The organism is Asticcacaulis sp. P2_B1, assembly GCF_056404915.1.
In genome coordinates, this window is sequence record NZ_JBFUDD010000001.1 from 14,355 (window position 1) to 35,421 (window position 21,067).

At 60.2% G+C, this 21,067-nt stretch carries 23 protein-coding genes and 2 tRNA genes; 19 read left to right on the plus strand and 6 right to left on the minus strand.

Going from position 1 to position 21,067, the window contains the following annotated elements:
- Nucleotides 1–13: 13 nt before the first annotated feature.
- Complete coding sequence (locus tag AC1DX3_RS00065) at nt 14–1,204, minus strand: Ppx/GppA phosphatase family protein (RefSeq protein ID WP_476987184.1); 1,191 nt, start codon at nt 1,202–1,204, stop codon at nt 14–16.
- Between the two features lie 251 nt (nt 1,205–1,455).
- Between AC1DX3_RS00065 and hspQ the strand changes: the two genes are divergently transcribed.
- Nucleotides 1,456–1,788: a heat shock protein HspQ gene (hspQ, locus tag AC1DX3_RS00070; RefSeq protein ID WP_476987185.1), complete on the plus strand. Its 333-nt coding sequence runs from the start codon at nt 1,456–1,458 to the stop codon at nt 1,786–1,788.
- Between the two features lie 145 nt (nt 1,789–1,933).
- Here hspQ and AC1DX3_RS00075 read toward each other — a convergent pair.
- Nucleotides 1,934–2,010: transfer RNA gene (locus AC1DX3_RS00075), tRNA-Lys, on the minus strand.
- A 213-nt stretch (nt 2,011–2,223) separates the two neighbouring features.
- Between AC1DX3_RS00075 and AC1DX3_RS00080 the strand changes: the two genes are divergently transcribed.
- The 7 genes from AC1DX3_RS00080 (at nt 2,224) to nusG (ending at nt 8,592) form a co-directional block, all read left to right on the plus strand.
- Nucleotides 2,224–2,973 carry a hypothetical protein gene (locus AC1DX3_RS00080; RefSeq protein WP_476987186.1) on the plus strand — a complete coding sequence of 250 codons (750 nt, stop codon included), beginning with the start codon at nt 2,224–2,226 and terminating at the stop codon, nt 2,971–2,973.
- 111 nt (nt 2,974–3,084) lie between these two features.
- The gene (locus AC1DX3_RS00085; RefSeq protein ID WP_476987187.1) at nt 3,085–3,924 is read left to right on the plus strand and encodes a GIN domain-containing protein; all 840 of its coding nucleotides are present in this window, start codon (nt 3,085–3,087) and stop codon (nt 3,922–3,924) included.
- A 156-nt stretch (nt 3,925–4,080) separates the two neighbouring features.
- Nucleotides 4,081–6,069, plus strand: coding sequence for a DUF3857 domain-containing protein (locus AC1DX3_RS00090; protein ID WP_476987188.1), 1,989 nt, complete (start codon nt 4,081–4,083; stop codon nt 6,067–6,069).
- 119 nt (nt 6,070–6,188) lie between these two features.
- Entirely contained in the window at nt 6,189–7,391 is a 1,203-nt protein-coding gene (locus AC1DX3_RS00095) for an endo-1,4-beta-xylanase (protein WP_476987189.1), read from the plus strand.
- A 128-nt stretch (nt 7,392–7,519) separates the two neighbouring features.
- Nucleotides 7,520–7,595, plus strand: a tRNA-Trp gene (locus AC1DX3_RS00100).
- A gap of 96 nt (nt 7,596–7,691) precedes the next feature.
- Nucleotides 7,692–8,003 (plus strand): preprotein translocase subunit SecE, encoded by a 312-nt coding sequence (secE, locus tag AC1DX3_RS00105; protein ID WP_476987190.1) that lies wholly within the window; start codon nt 7,692–7,694, stop codon nt 8,001–8,003.
- Between the two features lie 10 nt (nt 8,004–8,013).
- Nucleotides 8,014–8,592, plus strand: a complete 579-nt coding sequence (gene nusG / locus AC1DX3_RS00110) for a transcription termination/antitermination protein NusG (RefSeq protein ID WP_476987191.1) — start codon at nt 8,014–8,016, stop codon at nt 8,590–8,592.
- Between the two features lie 57 nt (nt 8,593–8,649).
- On the opposite strand, the gene AC1DX3_RS00115 is transcribed toward nusG, so the two are convergent.
- On the minus strand, nt 8,650–10,845 hold the full coding sequence (locus AC1DX3_RS00115; RefSeq protein ID WP_476987192.1) for a copper-transporting P-type ATPase: 2,196 nt from the start codon (nt 10,843–10,845) through the stop codon (nt 8,650–8,652).
- Nucleotides 10,846–10,850: 5 nt separating this feature from the next.
- The gene (locus AC1DX3_RS00120) at nt 10,851–11,123 is read right to left on the minus strand and encodes a metal-sensitive transcriptional regulator (RefSeq protein WP_476987193.1); all 273 of its coding nucleotides are present in this window, start codon (nt 11,121–11,123) and stop codon (nt 10,851–10,853) included.
- Nucleotides 11,124–11,335: 212 nt separating this feature from the next.
- Here AC1DX3_RS00120 and rplK point away from each other — a divergent pair, with 212 nt between their 5' ends.
- Both rplK and rplA read left to right on the plus strand, forming a co-directional pair.
- A complete protein-coding gene (gene rplK / locus AC1DX3_RS00125) occupies nt 11,336–11,764 on the plus strand; it encodes a 50S ribosomal protein L11 (protein WP_476987194.1) in 429 nt (142 codons plus the stop codon).
- A gap of 1 nt (nt 11,765) precedes the next feature.
- Complete coding sequence (gene rplA / locus AC1DX3_RS00130; RefSeq protein ID WP_476987195.1) at nt 11,766–12,455, plus strand: 50S ribosomal protein L1; 690 nt, start codon at nt 11,766–11,768, stop codon at nt 12,453–12,455.
- 100 nt (nt 12,456–12,555) lie between these two features.
- Here rplA and AC1DX3_RS00135 read toward each other — a convergent pair whose 3' ends face one another.
- Both AC1DX3_RS00135 and ftrA read right to left on the minus strand, forming a co-directional pair.
- Complete coding sequence (locus AC1DX3_RS00135; protein WP_476987196.1) at nt 12,556–13,155, minus strand: MiaE family protein; 600 nt, start codon at nt 13,153–13,155, stop codon at nt 12,556–12,558.
- Nucleotides 13,156–13,706: 551 nt separating this feature from the next.
- Complete coding sequence (ftrA, locus tag AC1DX3_RS00140) at nt 13,707–14,687, minus strand: transcriptional regulator FtrA (RefSeq protein WP_476987197.1); 981 nt, start codon at nt 14,685–14,687, stop codon at nt 13,707–13,709.
- Nucleotides 14,688–14,777: 90 nt separating this feature from the next.
- Between ftrA and AC1DX3_RS00145 the strand changes: the two genes are divergently transcribed.
- The 9 genes from AC1DX3_RS00145 (at nt 14,778) to AC1DX3_RS00185 (ending at nt 21,042) form a co-directional block, all read left to right on the plus strand.
- Complete coding sequence (locus AC1DX3_RS00145) at nt 14,778–15,188, plus strand: rhodanese-like domain-containing protein (RefSeq protein WP_476987198.1); 411 nt, start codon at nt 14,778–14,780, stop codon at nt 15,186–15,188.
- Nucleotides 15,188–15,424, plus strand: coding sequence for a DUF1272 domain-containing protein (locus tag AC1DX3_RS00150; protein WP_476987199.1), 237 nt, complete (start codon nt 15,188–15,190; stop codon nt 15,422–15,424). Before AC1DX3_RS00145 ends, AC1DX3_RS00150 begins: the two co-directional genes overlap by 1 nt.
- A 355-nt stretch (nt 15,425–15,779) precedes the next feature.
- Nucleotides 15,780–16,292, plus strand: coding sequence for a 50S ribosomal protein L10 (gene rplJ / locus AC1DX3_RS00155; RefSeq protein ID WP_476987200.1), 513 nt, complete (start codon nt 15,780–15,782; stop codon nt 16,290–16,292).
- Nucleotides 16,293–16,341: 49 nt separating this feature from the next.
- Nucleotides 16,342–16,725, plus strand: a complete 384-nt coding sequence (rplL, locus tag AC1DX3_RS00160) for a 50S ribosomal protein L7/L12 (protein WP_476987201.1) — start codon at nt 16,342–16,344, stop codon at nt 16,723–16,725.
- Nucleotides 16,726–16,937: 212 nt separating this feature from the next.
- A complete protein-coding gene (locus AC1DX3_RS00165) occupies nt 16,938–17,723 on the plus strand; it encodes a hypothetical protein (protein WP_476987202.1) in 786 nt (261 codons plus the stop codon).
- Between the two features lie 7 nt (nt 17,724–17,730).
- Nucleotides 17,731–18,615, plus strand: coding sequence for a hypothetical protein (locus AC1DX3_RS00170; protein WP_476987203.1), 885 nt, complete (start codon nt 17,731–17,733; stop codon nt 18,613–18,615).
- A gap of 103 nt (nt 18,616–18,718) precedes the next feature.
- Complete coding sequence (locus AC1DX3_RS00175) at nt 18,719–19,459, plus strand: formylglycine-generating enzyme family protein (protein WP_476987204.1); 741 nt, start codon at nt 18,719–18,721, stop codon at nt 19,457–19,459.
- 49 nt (nt 19,460–19,508) lie between these two features.
- Nucleotides 19,509–20,270, plus strand: coding sequence for a rhomboid family intramembrane serine protease (locus tag AC1DX3_RS00180; protein WP_476987205.1), 762 nt, complete (start codon nt 19,509–19,511; stop codon nt 20,268–20,270).
- A 100-nt stretch (nt 20,271–20,370) separates the two neighbouring features.
- Nucleotides 20,371–21,042 carry a hypothetical protein gene (locus AC1DX3_RS00185; RefSeq protein WP_476987206.1) on the plus strand — a complete coding sequence of 224 codons (672 nt, stop codon included), beginning with the start codon at nt 20,371–20,373 and terminating at the stop codon, nt 21,040–21,042.
- The last annotated feature ends 25 nt before the right edge of the window (nt 21,043–21,067 follow it).

Here is a 21,067-nt window from a genome sequence, read left to right on the forward strand (position 1 = left end):
ACGAGACGTAGCACTATTCCGCCGGACTGGCCGCCATGGCCGGCCTGGGTCCGCCGCGGCGCCGCCGGCGCCGGGTCTTCTTCTTGGCCATCGACAATAACAGGCCTTCGCGCAGGCCGCGGTCGGCGACACGCAATCTATGGCACGGCCACAGTTTTTGCACGGCTTCCAGGATGGCCGCGCCCGCCAGCACCAGGTCGGCGCGGTCGCGGCCGATGCACGGCTCCAACTCACGGCCCGAACGGCCGAGGTCGAGCAGACGGCGGATCACGGTCCGGCAATGATCCTGGTTCATCCACAGACCGTCGACCTGCGAGCGATCATAGCGTTCGAGCCCCAGATGCATGCCGGCCAGCGAGGTGATGGCGCCGGATGTGCCGACAATATAGGCCTCGCCGGAGTCGAAATGCGGCCGCAGCGGTTCGGGATCGGCAAAGCCGCGGATCTTGTGAGCGACGTCCTCGACCATGGAATCGAACCAGGCCTGGGTGTCGCCGTTCTCCGGCTCCGGGAAGCGTTCAGCCAGGTTGACGACGCCGACCGGCAGCGAAATCCAGTAACGCGGGCGCGGCATGCGCCGGCCCATATGCAGGGCGGTGCGCTGGGCGCTGGCCTGAACATCGGCCAAGGTCCCGGCCGTCTCGGTACCGGACGGGGCGCCTCCGAGATCGACCCAGCTCAATTCGGTCGACCCGCCGCCGACATCCATGACCAGGGCGGTGCGTGCCGATGGCGTCACCTCGCGTCCGTCCAGCAGCGAAGCGCACCCCATAACCGACAGGTGGGCTTCTTCTTCCGGCGTGATGATGGTCAGTTTCAGGCCCGTCTCGCGTTCGACCCGGGCGATGAAGGCGCGGCCATTACCGGCGATGCGGCAGGCCTGGGTCGCCACGGCGCGAACCCTTACCGCGCCGCGCTTTTCGATCTTTTCGGCGCAAATTTTCAGCGCCTTCAGGGCGCGTTCCATGGCGCGTTCATGCAATTGCCCGGAATGACTGAGGCCTTCCCCCAGGCGAACGATGCGCGAAAAGGCTTCGATGATCTTGAATTGCGAATTGGCGTAGGTGGCGATCATCAATCGGCAATTATTGGTGCCGAGATCCAGCGCCGCATAGACATATGTGGAATCGCGACCGGAATCGCGCCCAGAGTCACGTCTTGTTGCGCCTTGCGGGCGCCGGTCGTCTGAGGGAGCCCGTTGCATCGGCTCATACCCCGCTAATGTCAGTGGACGCCCGAACAGGGTATCCTTTCGCCGATACCTTAGGATGTGATCACGGCCCTGCCAACTGCTTTCTTTGTTTCCCGATAAGTTTCAAACCTGTAGGTGCCGCCACAAAAATGCACCAGAATCGCCGCTCGTGAAAAAGCAGGAAATTCGACAACCGCATGGGGAAGGGCGGTGCCTTCGCTACGGCACCCGGTGCATGATGCGATTCAGAGGAATACCGAGTCATGCCGCAACACAGATCCGCCAAGTTCGATATCGGTCAGGTCGTCAAACATAACCTGTTTGACTTCCGCGGCGTCGTCTTCGACGTCGATCCCGAGTTTTCCAATACCGAGGAGTGGTGGCAGGCCATCCCCGAAGCCGTACGCCCGGATAAACATCAGCCATTTTACCATCTGTTGGCGGTCAATGGCGAAAGCCACTATGTCGCCTATGCCTCCGAAGGCAATCTGTGCGCGGACGATACCGGTGAGCCCCTGCGTCATCCGCAGACCGGTCTGTTGTTCGACAAGTTCGAGAACGGTCGCTACTTGCCCAAGCCGCGCATGGCAAACTGAACCGGACCAGTCAAGCCGCCGGCAAACTTCATTCTATTTTTGTGAGTGGACGGCAATCTATTGACGTCACGCGCGTCACATTTGCCGCAATAAAACTCTATCTGTCGCCATGATATGGTCACGCAAGCCCTGCAAGATGAGGACTTGGTAAGCGCGCTGGGACTCGAACCCAGGACCCCCTGATTAAAAGTCAGGTGCTCTAGCCGGCTGAGCTACGCGCTCACGAAGACAGATAGCTTGACCCGGAAGCAAAAAGGGTGGATCAAACGTGCAGACGACATAGAGGGGATTTTTTGATTTCGCAAGCGCGCCTTGGCGAATTCAAGGGGTTATTTTGTATATTGTTTTTTTATGCCGCGGAAATGCAGTTAAAAATGATGAGTGGGTGGAGGCTGGTGTATGAGCTTATGGCCTGAGGCGACAAGGGGGACATGCGTGACGATAAGGCGAAAACGCTCGGTCGCAGTGGGTATCCTCTATGCCGGTCTGAGCCTGACGGCCCTGACCCTGACCGGCTGCGCGCACGATTCGCCGCAATATTCCATCGATGCCGGCGCTGCGCCCAAGGACAATCGCGCCAGCCGCGAACCGGAACGCGACGATCAGGAAATGCGTTCCAGCACCGACAAGAACAACAGCTGGGGTGACGCTTTTACGGCCCCGCTGGAAGACTTCAACCTGAAGCGTCAGGAAATTCCGGATATCCTCGAGTCCGCCATTACCAAGCCCTATGACCTGACCGGCCTCGACCACTGCGAATCTATCGCTGCCGAAGTCAGTCAGCTGGATAGTCTTTTGGGCAAGGATTTCGACGAGCCACCGCCACCGCCTGACCAACGCACCAATACCGAAAAGGGGCGGCAGTTCGCCAACAATTCCGCCGTCGGCGCCGTCCGCAACGCCACCCGCAGCATCATTCCGTTCCGCGGCCTGGTCCGTCAGGTCACCGGTGCCGATCGCCATCAGAAGGAAATGGATAACGCTATTCAGGCCGGCAAGGTGCGCCGCGCCTATCTGAAAGGCGTCGGCATGAACAAGAACTGTGCCCCCCCGGCGGCGCCCTCCTGGTTCAAGCCGCGTGTCTATGTTGAAAACTATGTGCAACAGCCGGCGGTGCCGCCTCCGGCCAGCAATAACAAAACACCGCCCCCGCCGCGCGGCCGCACGGGCAACAAGCACCGGTAACCAGCGTTACAAACACTTCATGACAGAAACTTAAGTTGCCATACCAAGGCCACACGGCCAAACTGCACCCATGGTCCCGGACTAAGGGACGGCAAAATGGGAATATGCGCCATGAAGAATATGCTTTTGATCGCCTCGGTATCGGCTATCGCCCTGGCCTTGATCGGCGCCTCGGCTGCCTCGGCCGCCACGGAAGTCGAACTGAAGGACGTCGCTGCCAAGGTCATTGTCAGCCCTGAAAACCGCAGCGATGTCGAGCTGAAGGTCGCCTATGCCAATGGCAACAAGCTGCCGGTCATTATGGTTCACACCGAAGGCAGCCGCTTCGTCGCCGATGGCAAGCTGCGCGGCAAGCACCTGAATTGCCAGGATGGCAATGGCGTCAGCGTCATGGGCATCGGCAATCTCGGCAATGCCGACCTGCCGACCATCTATATCCGCGTGCCGATGGACGCCAAGGTATCAGCCGGCGGCGCCACCTTCGGCCAGTTGGGCGCCAGCAGCAGCCTGGAATTGAACCACGGCGGTTGCGGCAGCTGGACGGTCGGCAACGTCGCCGGCAAGGCGGAAATCAACATCGGCGGCTCCGGCGATGTCGTCGCCGCCAATACGGGCGACGCCGAGGTCAATATCGGCGGTTCCGGCAATTTCAAGGGCGGCACGGTCAATCACCTCGAAGCCAATATCGGCGGTAACGGCGACGTCTCGGTCGATCAGGTCACCGGCCCGATCGAAGTCAATATCGGCGGCTCCGGCAATGTTGCCGTCGCCGGCGGCAATTCCGATAATCTCGAGGTCAATATCGCTGGCTCCGGCGACGTCCGTCACGGCGGCGGCGTCAAGAACCTGGAAGTCAACATCGTCGGCTCGGGCGATGTCCGCGTCAAATCGGTGTCCGGCAATATCAGTAAGTCGGTCATGGGCTCCGGCCACATCATCGTCGGCGAATAAACCCGAAACATACTGTAAGCTTAAGGCCCGCCGGCCCATACCGGCGGTCCTTGTCGTGTCCGCATCATTCCGTCTTCACCTGTGGCGCTTTCGCCCTTTTGCGCCGCGAAACCTTATGTTAACGATTAGGGTCAGGTAACGGTCGAGGGGTGGGACGTGTTCGAAGAAGAGGTCAGACGGCATATTTCCTTCGCGCCGGCCCCGGCGTGGGTCAAGGAACAACCGTTTCAGCGTCCCGATCTGCTCGATCAATCCAAAGCGCCGTGGGGGCTATACACCTGGCTGGTCGACGACCAGGCCAAGCTCGATAACAGGCCCCAGCGTTATAACCGCACGGTCGAGGAAGTCGTCAATCTGTCGGCGCTCGACTATCTGGCCAATGTCACCCTGCCGTTCAATCCGTTCTTTGACGACCTCTGCATCCACCATATCCGCATCCTGCGCGGCGTTGAGGTCATCGAGGTCGACGTCGAGAAGCGTTATTTCGTCATGCGCCGCGAACGCAGCTTCGAGCGCTTGGTCCTCGACGGCCGCTGGACCCTGGCCGTGACCTTGCCGGACGTCCGCGTCGGCGACATTATCGACACGGCCATGACCATGACCGGCGACCCGGCCTGTTTCCAGGGCGAAGTCACCATGCCGATGCCGCTGCAAAGCTACATCTATTGGGACAAGCGCCACGTCCGCCTGCTGGTGCCGCCGGAGCGCAAGCTGACCATGCAGCCGTTTCCCATGGGTTGGTATGAACCTCGCGTCACCAAGCTCGATGACGGCTATAACGAGATCGAATTCAATGCCGCCAAGGTCGGCGAATGCGACTACGAAAGCGATATGCCGGGCTGGGTCATTCCCTCCAAAGGTTTTTTCGCCACCAGTATCGATAGTTGGGAGCGCGTCGGCGACCTGATGCGCGCCGGCTTCGAAGGCGATATCGACTACCCCCAAGGCTTGCTCGACGTCATTGCCGATATCGAGGCCGCCCACGACAACGCCCCAGACCGCATCGTCGCCACGGTGCGCTGGGTCCAGGAGCATATCCGTTATTTTGCCTTTTCTTTCGGCGAGGGCGGCTTCGTCCCGCGTTCCCTGAAAGAGATTTTCACCGACCGCATCGGCGACTGCAAGGACGTGTCGAAGATGATCGCGGCCATGCTGACGCGCATGGGTATTGAATCCTGGCCTGCCCTGGTCGACACCAAGCGCGGCCACGACCTGATGAACCAGCCGCCGCGGCTGGGCGCCTTCAACCACTGTATCGCCATGTGCCTCCACAATGGCAAGACCTACTGGTTCGAAGGTACGTCCGACGTGGCGCAAGGCGGGGATCTCGACCACCTGGCGCAGAACGACCTGGGTTATGCCCTGATCCTGAAGCCCGGCACCGACCTGGTCCGCATGATGGAGAAGGTACCGGAGCTCGATTACGAGGTTCGCGAAGTCATCCACCTGCCCAAGAAGGCTGGGCAGGAGACGCTGATCGAGATCGATTACATCTATCGTGGCGCCCGTGCCGACGGTGTCCGCCGTGAACTGCGCTACCAGAGCCTGACCGCCTATGTCGAGGATCGCTGCGCCTTGTTCAGCTATATCTACGGCATGAACATGTGCGCCATCCCGCAGATGATCGACAACCGGACGCTCAACGAAATCACCATCACCACCCATGTCACCACCGACAATCCATGGCATTCGGCCGGCGGCACGCGGATATTCTTCAGTCCGGAATCCGGTTTCGACTATGTGCTGGACGATCCGGAAGGCCGCCGCCGCTTCCCTTATAGCCTCGGCGATGTCCGCGAAGGCCGGATCACCACCCTGATCAAGACAGACTATCAGCTGGAATGGCCAACTAAGGCCAAGACATGGAACTTCGGTGGTCTGGTTCTGGGTTTCACCCCGCGTCAAACGGCCCAGGGCTATGAGGCCGTACGCGATTACAGCGTCAATCGTCCGTGGCTGACGGCGAATGAGAAAATGGACCTCGACCGCGCCTATAATGAGATCAGTTCATACGATCGCTTGAATGTCCGTGTCACCGGCCAGCCGAAGGCCAAATGGCTGCCGTCCTTTATAACACGCGCCGTCATCTGGGGCGGTTTGCCGGTCATAGGTTTTGTCGCCTGGTGGCTCATGGGCCACCACTGAGCGCCCTTCCTCCGACATCGCCAACAAAGCCCCTCGCTTGACCGAGGTCAAAAAACGCCGTTAAATAAAACAAAGACGCGAATGCAATCGCGTCATAAAAAGTGTCTGGGAGTAACGTCATGTCCAATCTCAACCGTCGTAACCTGCTGCTCGCAGCAGGTGCATCCTCGCTGGTGGCCGCTTGTGGCGGCGGAGGCGGGGGAAGCGGATCTTCGGGGGGAGGCGGTTCCTCATCCTCATCCAGCTCGTCATCGTCGTCCTCGTCGTCCAGCAGCACCTTGCCGGACCCGTCGACGGCGCCGGCGCTGAAGACCCATTTCGCCGCCAATTTCAAGATCGGCATGGCCGTCGATCCCGGCGTCGCGACCGAAGCGATCGCCAATGCCATCCTGTTGAAACACGTCAATTCCATCACCGCCGAGAGCGTGATGAAGGCCAATCCGATAGGTGTCAGCGAAGGCGTCTATGACTTTACCCAGGCCGACGCCCTGGTCACCTTCGCCCAGGCCAACGGCATTGAGGTACGCGGCCACGCCCTCAACTGGTATCAGACATCTCCGGCCTGGTTCTTCGCCGGCGATCAGACGGACATGACGGCCTATAAGGCCCTGGTGCGCGGCCGCCTGGAAACCTATGTCACCGACGTCGTCAACCATTTCAAGGGCAAGGTCTATGCCTGGGACGTTGTCAACGAGGTGACCAGTGACGACGCCTCCGTGACCTACCGCAATTCGCAGTGGTATCAGATATTCGGCCCCGACTTCATCGACTACGCCTTCAATGCCGCTCACGCCGCCGATCCCACCATTCCCCTGTTTATCAACGAATATGGCACCGAGGATCCGGGCAAGCGCGCCCGCCTCCTGACTATTCTCGACGGTATGATCGCGCGCGGCGTCCCGGTCGGCGGCGTCGGTCATCAGATGCACATCAATACCGGCTACCCGGCGGCCTCGGAGGTCGACGCGGCCCTGACCGCCGTTGAGGCGAGGGGGCTGATCAACCACATCACCGAGATGGACGTGTCGCTCTATGCCGATCCCGGCAGTTGCTTCAGCGGCACAGGCTGTCTGCCCGAAGCCACCGGCGCTGCCCTGACCACGGCCCTGCATGCCCAGGCGCTGAAATACCGCGAACTCTATGCCGTCTATGTCGCGCACGCTTCGGTCAAGTCGGTGACCACCTGGGGCATAGCCGACAATCATACCTGGCTCGACAGTTTCCCGGTGGTGCGCAAGAATCACCCGCTTCTGTTCGACGAGACCGGTAATCCGAAGTCGGCCTTCTGGGCGATCGTCGATCCGACCTTCGTCGTTCCATAGGATTCGCGCTGCGGACCAGGTCTTACAATTTTTTTTGGCCGATTAGCTGTTGCCCTTTGCCGAAAGCGCTGATAAACCGCACGGCTCCCACGACATGTCAGACTCAATCGACAGGCCGTGGGACCTACAGGGGTATAGCTCAGCTGGTAGAGCGCCGGTCTCCAAAACCGGAAGTCGTGGGTTCGAGTCCCTCTGCCCCTGCCATTCTTTCTGCAAAGGCTTGAAAATTCGTTTTCCAGCCTCATTTCTGTTGTTCGGAAGCCGCGACCCGCGGCACACACTTAGACAGGCGTTTTGACGGTGAAGAAACCCGATACGAAGACCAAGACCGTTGAACCGGGGCGCAAGCTGGCGCTCGGCAAGATCGAGCCCGTGAAGGCGCCCGCAGCGGCCGCCGCCGTGGCGAAAGCGCCGAAGAAGCCGTTCAACCCGATGAAGTTCTTCGCCGAAGTCCGTCAGGAAGCCAAGCGTATCACATGGACGACGCGCAAGGAAACCTGGATCACCACCGTCATGGTCCTGATCATGGTTGTCCTGGCCGGTATCTTCTTCTACGTCGTCGACGCCGGTCTCGGTTTCGTTGTCACCTATATTACCAAAATCGGCCAATAGGACTTCAATCATGGCTAATCCTGCAACCGCCGAATCCCCTGTCGTTTCCAACCCGAACCACAAGTGGTACATCGTCCACGCCTATTCGAACTTCGAAAAGAAGGTCGCCGAGGCTCTGCGCGATCAGGCCAAGAGCCAGGGTCTGGAAGACAAGTTCTCGGAAATCCTGGTGCCGACCGAAGAGGTCGTCGAAGTGCGCCGCGGCCGCAAGTTCAATTCGGAACGCAAATTCTTCCCCGGCTATGTCCTGGTGAAGATGGAACTGACTGACGACGCTTACCACCTGGTCAAGAACACGCCCAAGGTCACTGGTTTCCTCGGCTCGGCCTCCAAGCCCATGCCAGTGTCGGAAAAGGAAGTTCAGCGCATCGTCGGTAATGTCGACGCCGCGGTCGAACGTCCGAAGCCCGTCCTCAGCTTCGATATCGGTGAGAAGGTCAAGATCACGTCCGGACACTTTGCCTCCTTCGACGGCGTCGTCGAAAGCGTCGATCAGGATCACGCTCGCCTGCGCGTTTCGGTCTCGATCTTCGGCCGCGCCACGCCGGTCGAGTTGGAATATGCCCAGGTCGAAAAGACGGGCAGCTAAATTTTCCGATATTCTGGAATTAAAAAGCGCTTCGGGCAACCGGAGCGCTTTTTTGTCTTACAGTCTGGCCGATCGAATCCGCAGGGCGTTGGCGATCACCGAAACGGAACTCAGGGCCATGGCGGCCGACGCGATGATCGGTGACAGCAGCAGGCCGAACGCCGGATAAAGGACGCCGGCGGCTACCGGAATGCCCACGGCATTATAGGCAAAAGCAAAAACCAGGTTCTGGCGGATATTGCGCATGACCAGCTTGCTCAAGCCCCGGGCACGCAGCAATCCGGTCAGGTCGCCCTTGATCAGGGTGACGCCGGCGCTTTCCATGGCGATGTCGGTGCCGTTGCCCATGGCGATGCCGACGGTTGCGGCGGCTAGCGCTGGGGCGTCGTTGACGCCATCGCCGGCCATGGCGACCTTGCGGCCCTGGCGGATCAGCTCTTCGATGACGTCCGCCTTGCCGTCCGGAAGGATACCGGCGCGTACCTCATCCAGCCCGATCGATTTGGCGACGGCCCGGGCCGTCGCTTCATTGTCGCCGGTCAACATGACCAGCCGCAAACCATCGGCCTTGAGGCTTTTCAACACCGCCACGGTCGACTCCTTGACCGGATCGGCAACGACCAGGATACCGGCAGGCTTCCCGTCAAGCGTGGCATAGACTGCGGTCTGGCCCTGGTCGCGGAACGGCTGGGCCAGGGCCGCCAGCTCCGACACGTCACCCGTCAAGGCTTCATTGCCCAACACAACAGCAACGCCGTCGACGCGGCCGATGACCCCCTTGCCGGACGGTGCGGCAAAGTCGGCCACCGTGTAGGCGGGCAAGCCCTTGGCCTTGGCGCCCGCGACGATGGCGCTGGCGATCGGGTGTTCGCTGGCGGCCTCAAGCGCTGCCGCCAGGCTCAGCAGCCGGTCGCGGTCAACGCCGCCAACCGTCTGAACGTCGACCAACCGTGGCTTGCCTTCGGTCAGCGTGCCGGTCTTGTCGAAAACCAGAGTGTCGACGCTCTCGAAAGCTTCGAGTACGGCGGCGTCGCGCACCAATATGCCTTCGCGGGCGGCGCGCCCGGTACCGGCCATGATCGACATCGGCGTGGCGAGGCCGAGGGCGCACGGACAGGCGATAATCAGGACGGCAATGGCATTGAGCAGTGCGTGACCCAGATGCGGCGCCGGCCCCCAGATCATCCAGGCGGCGAAGGTGAGGGCGGCGCACACCATCACAGCCGGGACGAACCAGGCCGAGACCGTGTCCGCCACGCGTTGGATCGGCGCGCGCGAACGCTGGGCGCGGCCGACCCGAGCCACGATCTGAGCCAGGACGGTGTCATTGCCGACGCGGGTCGCCGTCATGACCAGCGCACCCGACTGATTGACCGTAGCGCCAGTGACCTTGTCGCCGGCGGCCTTGGCGACCGGCATGGCTTCGCCGGTCAGCATAGATTCATCGACATGGCTGGCGCCTTCGGTGACCTCGCCGTCCGTAGGTATTTTTTCGCCGGGACGGATGCGTAGGCTGTCGCCGACCCGGACTTGATCGAGCGGGATCGTTTCTTCCTCACCCTCATGCAGGCGATGTGCGGTCGCCGGCGCCAGCTTCAGCAGGGCGCGGATGGCGTTGCCGGTCTGGGCGCGCGCCGTCAGTTCAAGGACCTGGCCGACCAGGACCAGGGCGGTGATGACGGCGGCGGCTTCGAAATAGACGTCGGGCCCCATGCCGGCCATGTGCGGGAAGGCGTCAGGCACCACGACGGCGACCACAGAATAACCCCAGGCGATCAGAACACCCAGGGCAATCAGGGTGAACATGTTGAACCGGCGGGAAAGCAGCGACTCCCAGCCGCGCACCAGGAACGGCCAGCCGCACCACAGGGCGACCGGTGTCGCCAGGATCATCTGCAGCCAGATCGAGATGCGATCCGGCACCAGGGCTGACAATCCGACATGTGCCCCCATGACCAGGATCGCGACCGGGACAGACAGGACCACGGCGATCCACAGCCGGCGCGTCATCTCCTTCAATTCGTGATTTTCGGGCTCGTCCAGAGTGACGACTTCCGGCTCCAGCGCCATGCCGCAGATACGGCAGGCGCCCGGACCGTGCCGGCGGATCTCCGGATGCATGGGGCAGGTGTAGATAACGGATTCACCCGCCTTGGCGGTGGGAGCGGGCGGGTGCTCGTGATGACCCGAATGATCATGGGGCCCTGCCGAATGGCAACAGGCCTTGGTTTCGTCTGATGTGGGCTTGTCCATCTCGGCTACTCGTACTTCTTCAACAGGGCCATGATCTCGGCGATCTGGGCCTTCTGGCGCCCCTCGTCCTCGCGAGCTGAGCGTTTCAGGCACGACCCCATGTGGGTTTCCAGCACCCCGAGCTCGACAGCCTTCAAGGCGCTGCGGGCAGCCCGCAACTGGGTCAGGATATCGACGCAGTACTGGCCCTCGGATATCATGCGTTTGACTGCCTCGATCTGGCCGGTGGCGCGATTGAGGCGCGGCAATTGTTCGACATGGGAGGGGTGGTGGGACATCGTGACCTCTTATACCGGGGTGGGGTATAATGCCAATATACCCTATGGGGGTATACGTCAAGGCAATGCTTTATGGTGCCTCGGGGCTTGCCACCGAACGCCAAAACCGCTATAGCGCCCGCTCTTCGCTTTATTGCGTCGAAAATCCGTGGGAGGGGTGACCCAGACCACGGCTCACATTGTTCCCATTCGGGGAACTACAGGAGATATCAATGGCTAAAAAAATCCTGGGCTATATCAAGCTCCAGGTGAAGGCCGGCTCTGCCACGCCTTCGCCCCCCATCGGTCCTGCACTGGGCCAACGCGGCGTCAACATCATGGGTTTCTGTAAGGAATTCAACGCCCGTACCGAAAACGTCGAAAAAGGCACGCCGCTCCCGACCATCATCACGGTGTATCAGGACAAGTCGTTCACCTTCGTCACCAAGACGCCGCCGGCCACCTTCTTCATCAAGCAGGCGCTGAACCTGAAGTCCGGTTCGAAGCTGCCGGGCCGCGAGTCCGCCGGTTCGATCACCCGCGCCCAACTGCGCGGCATCGCCGAAAAGAAGATGAAGGATTTGAGCGCAATCGACCTGGACGCCGCCACCTTGATTATCGAGGGTTCCGCGCGTTCCATGGGCCTGAAGGTGGTGGACTAATATGACAATCGCAAAACGCATCAAGGCTTGGGACGTCGAAACGACCAAGCTGTACGGTCTGACCGAAGCCCTCGGCGTCGTGAAGGCCAATGCCAAGGCCAAGTTCGACGAAACCGTCGAAATCGCCATCAATCTGGGTGTTGACCCGCGTCACGCCGACCAACAGGTCCGCGGCGTCGTCAACCTTCCGTCCGGCACCGGTAAGGACGTTCGCGTCGCCGTTTTCGCCAAGGACAAGAAGGCTGAAGAAGCTCTCGCCGCCGGCGCTGAAGTCGTTGGTGCCGAAGACCTAGTCGAAAAGATCATGGGCGGCTTCATGGACTTCGATCGCGTCATTGCGTCTCCGGACATGATGGCCCTGGTCGGTCGCCTCGGTAAGGTCCTGGGCCCGCGCGGCCTGATGCCGAACCCGAAGGTCGGCACCGTGACTCCGAACGTCGCGCAAGCGGTTAAGGACGCCAAGGGCGGCGCGGTCGAGTTCCGCGTTGAAAAGTCCGGTATCGTCCATGTCGGCGTCGGCAAGATCTCGTTCACCACCGAAGCGTTGGAAATCAACGTCAAGGCTCTGGTCGACGCTCTGGTCAAGGCCCGTCCGTCCGGCGCCAAGGGTCTCTATGTCAAGAAGATCTCGTTGTCTTCGACCATGGGCCCGGGCGTGAAGGTCGATACCTCCAGCGCAACGGCTGCCTAAGCTACTCTGATCCATTGACGAAAAAGCCTTCCCGCCGTCTTGGTGGGAAGGCTTTTTTGTTATGGGTCAAGGGGCCTCGGCCCCTTGCCGCCGGAGGCCCTTACACCGGCACGCCCGAGTGAAACCGGAACTCCGTATCCGGGTCGCCGATCAGCGCCTGTTCGACCGGCCGGATGACCTCAATCCGCCGAGCGATATCGCCGGCATCGCCATAGAGATGCGCCAGCTTGATATAGCCCTGGAAATGCCGCGCCTCGCTTTTCAGCAGGCCGCTATAAAACGCCCCTAATTCCGCGTCGAGATGTGGCGCCACCGCGCCGAAGCGTTCGCATGACCGCGCCTCGATAAAGGCGCTGATCAGCAGGATATCGGTCATCATGCCGGGTTCGCTGCGGCGGACCAGTTTGCGCAGTCCGGCGGCATAGCGGCTGGCCGACAGCGGCAGCAGCGGGATATGCCGCTTCCTGATGATCTTCATGACGCGCTCGTAGTGCGCCAGTTCTTCGCGCGCCAGGCGCGACATGGCGTTGGCGATCGCCTCGCGGTCCTGGTACTTGGCCATCAGATTGATGGCGTTGCTGGCGGCTTTGTATTCGCAGTTCTTGTGGTCGATCAGGAGGATGTCCTGATGGCGCAGGGCGGCCGCGACCCAGGCATCGGGAGTCGTTGTTCCGAGAAAGGCGTGGATGGCGCTGAGCATGCTCCCTCCTTGACCAAAACCGTCGACAAAATCAAGGCCGCAACATTACGCCGAGTTCACTGGACAGGGCGCGCTGACAGGCGTTTTGTCCGATTATTCGAGGAGAGACTCGTGGCCGGAGCGGCGTGGCGCGTTATCCGACCATCAAAACCTTTTATGTGCCCCAAAATGAGGGCTCGCGGCCGGATCGATCATCGTATGAAAGCGATTACAGTGTAACGATAGTGTCAATTGTAATAAACTTTAGGACGAGGTTTCAATATTGCAGTTGTGTAATAAAACTAAACCTAACATTACTTATAATTCACTCGACATACGAAGGCTTTCGTTTATTGTGTCCCTAACGGTACTGAGTAGGGTCAGTGTTTTCGCGTTATAACGCGTGGCATTTTGAGAAATCTACTCAGGCTATCAAGTTAATATCGAAACCGTTTCTCGATATACCAATTTTATCTGAGTGAACTTCCTCTCCGGGTTGCCGCAGCTCAGGTAATAAGGGGGAGATGTAGGCGCGTCTCCCCCAACCCCACATCTCCAAAACATGAAGACGATCAGGCAGACGCGCGGCTGAAGGTCTGACGATAGGCGGTCGGCGTCGTGTTCAACTGTTCGCGGAAATGATGGCGCAGATTGGTCGTCGTGCCGAAACCGGTCCGCTCGGCAACCTGTTCGATACTGATATCGCTGGCTTCCAGATGATCGCGCGCCTCGTTCAAACGCATACGCAGCAACCATTTCGCCGGTGTCGTTCCGGTCGCTTCGGCGAAGCGGCGCAGAAAGGTGCGTTCGCTCATGCCGGCGCGGCGGGCCAGGTCGGGCACGCGATGTTCGGCATGCAGGGATTTTCTCATATGGTCGAGCAGGGGGCCTAACCGATCGCTCTCATAGTCGCTGGGCACGGCGCGTTCGATATATTGCGCCTGGCCGCCGTCGCGGTGTGGCGGAATGACCAGCCGACGTGCGACCTTGTTGGCGGCCTCGGGCCCGAAGTCGCGACGGATCAAATGCAGGCACAGATCGATGCCGGCGGCGCTACCGGCCGAGGTCAGGATCTGGCCCTCATCGACATAGAGGACATCGGGAACGATCTCGATGTCGGGATAATGGGCCAGCATATGGGCGGTATATTGCCAGTGCGTCGTGGCGCGCCGGCCCTTCAGCAGGCCCGAGGCTGCCAGGACCACAACCCCGGAGCAGATGGTCAGGATACGGGCGCCGCGGGCGTGGGCGCGCAGCAGTAATTCGGTCAAGCGAGGCGGCACCGGCTTCAATATAGGCCAGCCGGGAATGATGACCGTGCCGGCATCTTCCAGAGCCTCGATCGGGGCAGGGGCGATGATATGAATGCCCGCGGTCGACCGCGCCGGGCCGTCCTCAAAACGCGCCACCTGGAATTGATACCAGTCCGGACCCATTTCCGGCCGTTCCAGTCCGAACAACTCGACGGCGATGCTGAATTCGAACAAGGGCATGCCGTCGAAAGCGAGGACGCAGACCTTACGGTTGGGGAGGGGCTTGACGAGCTTTGGCATAATATCTTCTATATATGTCATTTCCGCCATCTACAAGGCGAAAACGGACGCGGTTATGGTTCGGATGTCTTCTTCGCAAAGGAACCCACCATGACGACCACTGCCTCGTACGTCACTGCCTATCCCGCCACCGCGCCGGAAACCGTCATCAGCCATTTCACCGCCAGGCTCTCGATGGAAACCGACTGCGCCGATGTCCACGACGCCCTGCAATCCGGCGAGCCCGATTTCGTGTTGCTCCATGCGGTCGGCAGCCCGGAAGCCTTTGCCCGCCGCCATATCCCCGGCGCCCATCATCTGCCGCATCGTCGCCTATCCGAGGACGCCCTTCAGGCCTGGCCGCGTGATGTCCTTTTCGTCGTCTATTGCGCCGGGCCGCACTGCAATGGCGCCGACCAGGCGGCTCTGAAGCTGGCACGGCTCGGCCGCAAGGTTAAGGTCATGATCGGCGGATTGACCGGCTGGGACGATGAAGGCTTCGCCTTTGCCGGAGAGGCCTGATGCTGGACCTGCGGCCCAACTGCGAATGTTGCGACAAGGATCTCCAGCCCGATGCTACCGACGCCATGATCTGCACCTTCGAATGTACCTTCTGCGCAAATTGCGTCGCGAACATCTTGCGCGGTGTCTGTCCCAACTGCGGTGGCAACCTGGTAAGGCGTCCCGTTCGACCGGCGGACAAACTGATCAAATATCCGGCGTCAACGGTGCGGATCTTCAAGCCGCGCCCGGCTTAGCCTACTTTTCCACGCGCGAGCCCTTGATTTATCAGCGGCTTGCCTGTAAGGAGCGCACCTCGGCTTGGGAGAGGTCACTCTCCCGTGTCGTTCTGTCCGAGACTTTCGGGGATGAAGGGCCGCTTCATCCATAATGCCGGGGAGCCCCCAGGCGTCGAAATTAGACGGGACGCGAAACGCCATCAAGGATTACTGACACATTTCCTGAATTTGGGAAATGCGCGCAGGCCTTGGGTGATCAGCATCTCATCTCGACAGCGATTTTGCCGTTTCGGGTTTTCCCGGAGCGTTAAAGTCATTGGCTAACTTTCAGGCGGGCTGTCCGCTTGGAAACATCACCCCATGGAGGCCAGCAATGGACCGCGCAAAAAAGGCCGAGTCGATCGAAGAGCTCAAGAGCGTCTTCGCCGATAACGCCACCGTGGTTGTTACCCAGTATACGGGTATGACCTTTGTGGAAATGTCTGACCTTCGCACTCGTCTTCGCAAAGAAGGCGCCGTGCTGAAGGTGTTTAAGAACCGTCTGGCTCAAAAGGCCCTGAACGGCTCGGTCGGTGAAGCGGGCGACGCCCTCTTCAAGGGCCCGGTCGCTCTGGTCTATTCGGCCGATCCGGTCACCGCTGCGAAAATCTCTGCCCAATACGCCAAGGAAAATGACAAGCTCAAGATCATTGGCGGTCTGATGGGGACGGACGTTCTCAACGAAGCCGGTGTCAAGGCGCTCGCCACCCTGCCGTCGCTCGACGAACTGCGTGGCAAGCTTGTCGGCCTGCTTCAGGCGCCCGCGACCAAGATCGCCGGCATCCTCGTCGCGCCGGCCGGTCAATTGGCCCGCGTGGTCAAGGCCTATTCCGACAAAGCCGCTTAAACAACACACATTATCACATCAACTCTCCCAAACCTTTTAAGGAAATAACATGTCCAAGTTAGATCAATTGGTCGCCGACCTGTCGGCCCTGTCGGTTCTCGAAGCCGCCGAACTGTCCAAGATGCTTGAAGAAAAGTGGGGCGTCTCCGCCGCCGCTCCGGTCGCCGTTGCCGCCGCTGGTGGCGCTGCCGCTGCCCCGGCTGAAGCCGTCGAAGAGCAAACCGAGTTCACCGTTGTCCTCACCGACGGCGGCGACAAGAAGATCAACGTGATTAAGGAAATCCGTTCGATCCGTTCGGACCTCGGTCTGAAGGAAGCCAAGGACCTGGTCGAAGGCGCTCCGCAGAACGTCAAGGAAAACATCTCCAAGCAAGAAGCTGCCGACATCAAGAAGAAGCTTGAAGACGCCGGCGCCAAGGTCGAAGTGAAGTAAATTCCGCAAGGAAATTTACCTAACGGGACCCGCGTTTTTGTCAAAACAGGAACGCAGATCGCGGAAATAATAAGAGACAGGCTCGGAAGCTCGCTTCCGGGCCTGTTTTGTTATGCCCGGTGGCGCAGGCCGAAATCTTCCTCTTGCGTTTACGTTATAACAGTTCTAAGGAGCGCGACCTTTCCGAACCGCTCCTTAGGGGGACGCCGCCCGTGCACGATCCGATTACGTCATTTGTTGTCCTGGTATTTTCGACACCGGGCGTCGCCTTGATGATGGCTGGCGCGCTGCTGGTCTTCGCCGTATTCCTGATCGCCTTGTCGGAATTCGGCGAATACCGGCCGCTGCTGAAGGAACTGATGGAACGCTGGAATATGCTGTCGACGGTGCGCGCCGCCAACGGCCGTAAGGACTTCTTCAAGCGTTTCGCCGAATTTGACTTGCGTTTCGCCAATGCCCGCTCGGTCGCCTCGGCGCCCGCCGCGCTGGTCCTCGGCTGGGCCAATTACCGCAGCCTGCTGGTCGAGACCGACGATAAGGAATTCGCCACCTCGGTGCGCGCGTCGGAATCCTTCGACAAGCTGGATGAGCCGGCGCGTTCGCTGGAATGGTGGGCCAATATCCTGGTCGCCATCGGCTTGGTCGTCACCTTCCTCGGTATCGTCGCCGCCCTGACCGAAGCCACCAGCGCTATGGGCCAGGCCGGCGGCGCCGATAGCGGTGGCATGGAGACGGCCCTGATGGGCCTGCTCTCCATCGCCGCCACCAAGTTCTGGACCTCGATCGCCGGGGTTCTTGCGTCGGTCATCCTGCGCGTCGTCGCCCGTTTCCGCCGCAAACGCATCGAGCGCCTGGAAGCGAGCCTGTTCGAAAGCCTGGATGCCGCGGTCGAATTCAACCCGCCGGAAAAAGTCATGCTGGAGCAGCTGAAAAGCCTGCGCCGCGTCGAAATCGCACTAAAGCCCCAACTCACTGAAGCCGAGCCGACGGCAGCGTGACAGTCCGATGAGGTTCAATCACCGACGTTCGCACGACAGCGAAGAGGGCGAAAGCTACTACGTCTCGATGACCGACATGATGGTCGGCGTCCTGTTTATCTTCATCATCATGCTGAGCTACTTCGCCCTGCAATATCGCGCCAGCACGGCGGCGATAACGACCGCCAAGGACAGAGCGACCGTAGCTCTCATTCAGGTCGCTGGCCCTATGCAAGCGAAGGCGGCCCAGATCGAAGTCAATCCCACCAAGATGATCGTCTGTATCCCCGGCGATGTCCTGGTTGCCGGCGAGGCGCCGGGCGACGCCAACCGCCACTGTTTCTCCTATTCGAACACGGTGGCCGCCGATGAACAGGCCGCGGCTGCCCAGGCCGCCCTGGTCAGCGCCATGTCGACCGACCTCGGCAGCGCGCCGATCGCCAATTCGGCCAATAACGGCAAGGGCACCTTGACCTTCCCGGCCAGCCAGCTTTTCGTCGACGGGACGAGTGAGTTGACGCCCGAAGGGCAAAAGACGGTCGCGGAAGTGGCGGCCGAATTGATGAAAAACCTGCCCTGTTACGGCTACGGCACGCCAGCGGCCGGCGCCTGTCCTGGTACGGGCAAGCTGGCGGCCATCTTCGTCCTGGCCCAGGTACGCTTCAACGCCTTTACCCCCGATGGCCGCGCCACGGAAGACCTGGCGGTTACGCGAGCTGTCGCCTTCCACGACGCCGTGGCCAAGGCGCGGCCGGAACTGGGCGATATGCGCACCATCGGCAGCGACAAGGCGCTGCTCCGCGTCGCGACGTCCGCCCTGTCGACCGAAAGCGGCAGTGGCAACAATGGTGGCACGATCTCTATCCGCTTCCAGATGGAAAAGGGCCAACCTCCGGCGATGACGGCTAAGTAGCGATTGGCAAGTAACGATTGGCAAGTCGCGGTCTAACAGGCCTTGTAACTAGGTTCCGGTTTCGCCCCCGCCTAAGATGGGGCCTGAAGACGGAGAACAGGTCATGAGGATAATCTATATCGCGGCTATTGTAGCCGTTCTGGCAGGCCCGGCCTTCACTGCCGAATCCTTGGCGGCGGAAAACGCACCGTCCATGGCCGGCACGATCTTTGCCGATTGCGTGGATGCCTGCCCGGACATGGTCGTCATCCCGCCCGGCAGCTTCAAGATGGGGATGAAGGATTACGACGCCAGCCAAAAGCCGGTGCATAAGGTGAACTTCGCCAAACCCTTCGCCGTAAGCCGTAACGAAGTCACGGTAGCGCAGTGGAACGCTTGCTTCGACGCGGGCGGCTGCAAAGCGGCAAGGGACGGCGAGGGCGCCGTGACACACGTCTCCTGGGCAGCTGCCCAAACCTATATCGGCTGGCTTTCGGCCAAAACCGGACATACCTACCGATTGTTGAGCGAGGCTGAGTGGGAGTATGTCGCGCGCATAGGCTTAGGTGCCGATGGCATGGGCACCGGCGCGGAAGCCATGGATGCCACGACGCCGAACCGTTTGGGGATTGCGGGTCTTTATGCCCCACCGAACGAATGGGTCGAGGACTGTTATCACGACGATTACAGCGATGCCCCGAACGACGGCAGCGCCATCGAGGACGACATCTGCCCTGAGCGTTCCCTGCGCGGCGGCCTTGTACGCTTTCAACAATCACCCTTGCCACGGGCGACCTTCCGGCAAAACGGCCCGGACGACTATGGCAATGACAGTATTGGCTTTCGTATCGCAAGGGATATCTAACGTAGCCGGCGTGCTTTCATAATACTGTTGCACGCCCTATATAGTGGCCATGACCACAGACATTCCCGCGCGCGCGAAACCCAGGCGCGTAACGACCTTCAGCCTGATGACCGACCTCCGGAACTGGCCGATGTGGCTGGTGGTCGTGGCCTGCGCGATCGTTTTCGTCGCCCAAGTACTGTCGCCGAATCTACTGTCTATAGGCTTCTTTTCCAGTCAGGCGGTGCGTGAAGGGCGTTGGTGGACCATTTTCGCCTCTATCTTCATGCATGGTGGATGGCTTCACATCCTTTCGAACATGTGGGGTTATTTGGTCATTTCGCCTTTTGTCATCGCGCGCTTCGGCCAGGGCTGGCGCGGCGTGGTGCCGTACCATGTCTTTTATCTGTTGTGCGGTCTGGCAGGCAATTTTGTGTTTTGGGCCTTACATCCGAACGGCGTAAATCAAGTCGTTGGCGCGTCCGGCGCCATCTACGGTGTCTATGCCGCCAGCACACGTCTCGATCTCCTCGGTGAAAAGTTGTCGCCGATATGGAGCCGTCGCTCCCTCGATGCCATTTGGTTCTTTATCTGGAGCAACCTCCTGGTCATTGCTCTGTTTGGCGGCCCGGACGTAGTCTTGCAAATCCTTAGCGGGCAGGGGGCGAACGTCGCGATCCCCGTCGCCTGGGAGGCCCATCTCGGCGGCTTCATCGCCGGCTTTTTCCTCATCCAGTTGATGGGCGGCAAGGGCTGGAAGAACGATTGGAAAGCCGGTGTGGCGGTCATCCCGGCCTATAGACCCATGCCGCCTCAGGATTTCAAGGCCTGAAGGAGAGGGTGGACTCGGCGTCTATATGGCCTAATATACCATGGCGAGTGTCTGGGGTGTGGAACGATATCCAGCACGGGATCGCAGGCGGGGGACTTCGATGGCGTCAGTGACGAAAAAACAAGCAAGCCTGGCCGAGTTCGCAACGGCGACCGCAAGGATGTGGCCGGTTCTGATAATCGTCGTCGGGCTAATAGTGGTGTGGCTCTGGCTACCCGACAAGGTTTTGACGCAGCGCTATTTTCACAATATCTATATTCAGGCCTATCCTAGGGGGTCGTTTAACACCTGGCCTTTTTTCCTGCTGATATACTTTCAATATAGTCCGCAGCGCTGGTCATCCCTGGTGTACGTAGCAGCGCTGCTGGCCGGCCTGCTGGTGGCCGCAACGGTTGTCAATTTGCTTTGCTCCGAATTCATTGGCGCCTTCTACATCCAGTACGCTTTTTGGGCCGTACTGGCCGGTGCAGTAGTGGGGATGGTATGGAAGCAGAAAGTGATCTCCGGCATCGTCCGACATGCTTTTGACCCAGGCGTGGATATCGCTAACAGGGTTTTTCGATTGGGTGTCATTCTAATCTCCGCGACCTTCCTGCTGCTTGTCGCCGCAGGTCTGGCGTGGCCGACGCTGGAAAGCGGGGCCTGGCGTCAGATGGAGAGTCCGTTGTGGCAGGGCTGGCCCTATGTGGCGTGTTTTGGGTGGGGGTTGATCTACTCCTGTCTGATTAACCCGAAGCTCGACACGAAGACGCCAGACGCCACCGTCACCTGATCCGTCGACAACCCAAAATTTCTCC

Bases quoted from the DNA above. Each gene is read 5' to 3' on its own strand.
- ftrA (WP_476987197.1), bottom strand. From the start codon at position 14,687: ATGCCAAAGCTCGTCAAGCCCCTCCCCAACCGTAAGGTCTGCGTCCTC.
- AC1DX3_RS00135 (WP_476987196.1), bottom strand. From the start codon at position 13,155: ATGCTCAGCGCCATCCACGCCTTTCTCGGAACAACGACTCCCGATGCC.
- rplA (WP_476987195.1), top strand. From the start codon at position 11,766: ATGACAATCGCAAAACGCATCAAGGCTTGGGACGTCGAAACGACCAAG.
- AC1DX3_RS00180 (WP_476987205.1), top strand. From the start codon at position 19,509: ATGACCACAGACATTCCCGCGCGCGCGAAACCCAGGCGCGTAACGACC.
- AC1DX3_RS00115 (WP_476987192.1), bottom strand. From the start codon at position 10,845: ATGGACAAGCCCACATCAGACGAAACCAAGGCCTGTTGCCATTCGGCA.
- rplJ (WP_476987200.1), top strand. From the start codon at position 15,780: ATGGACCGCGCAAAAAAGGCCGAGTCGATCGAAGAGCTCAAGAGCGTC.
- rplK (WP_476987194.1), top strand. From the start codon at position 11,336: ATGGCTAAAAAAATCCTGGGCTATATCAAGCTCCAGGTGAAGGCCGGC.
- hspQ (WP_476987185.1), top strand. From the start codon at position 1,456: ATGCCGCAACACAGATCCGCCAAGTTCGATATCGGTCAGGTCGTCAAA.
- AC1DX3_RS00065 (WP_476987184.1), bottom strand. From the start codon at position 1,204: ATGCAACGGGCTCCCTCAGACGACCGGCGCCCGCAAGGCGCAACAAGA.
- nusG (WP_476987191.1), top strand. From the start codon at position 8,014: ATGGCTAATCCTGCAACCGCCGAATCCCCTGTCGTTTCCAACCCGAAC.
- rplL (WP_476987201.1), top strand. From the start codon at position 16,342: ATGTCCAAGTTAGATCAATTGGTCGCCGACCTGTCGGCCCTGTCGGTT.
- AC1DX3_RS00120 (WP_476987193.1), bottom strand. From the start codon at position 11,123: ATGTCCCACCACCCCTCCCATGTCGAACAATTGCCGCGCCTCAATCGC.
- AC1DX3_RS00095 (WP_476987189.1), top strand. From the start codon at position 6,189: ATGTCCAATCTCAACCGTCGTAACCTGCTGCTCGCAGCAGGTGCATCC.
- AC1DX3_RS00150 (WP_476987199.1), top strand. From the start codon at position 15,188: ATGCTGGACCTGCGGCCCAACTGCGAATGTTGCGACAAGGATCTCCAG.
- AC1DX3_RS00170 (WP_476987203.1), top strand. From the start codon at position 17,731: ATGAGGTTCAATCACCGACGTTCGCACGACAGCGAAGAGGGCGAAAGC.
- AC1DX3_RS00145 (WP_476987198.1), top strand. From the start codon at position 14,778: ATGACGACCACTGCCTCGTACGTCACTGCCTATCCCGCCACCGCGCCG.
- AC1DX3_RS00175 (WP_476987204.1), top strand. From the start codon at position 18,719: ATGAGGATAATCTATATCGCGGCTATTGTAGCCGTTCTGGCAGGCCCG.
- AC1DX3_RS00185 (WP_476987206.1), top strand. From the start codon at position 20,371: ATGGCGTCAGTGACGAAAAAACAAGCAAGCCTGGCCGAGTTCGCAACG.
- AC1DX3_RS00085 (WP_476987187.1), top strand. From the start codon at position 3,085: ATGAAGAATATGCTTTTGATCGCCTCGGTATCGGCTATCGCCCTGGCC.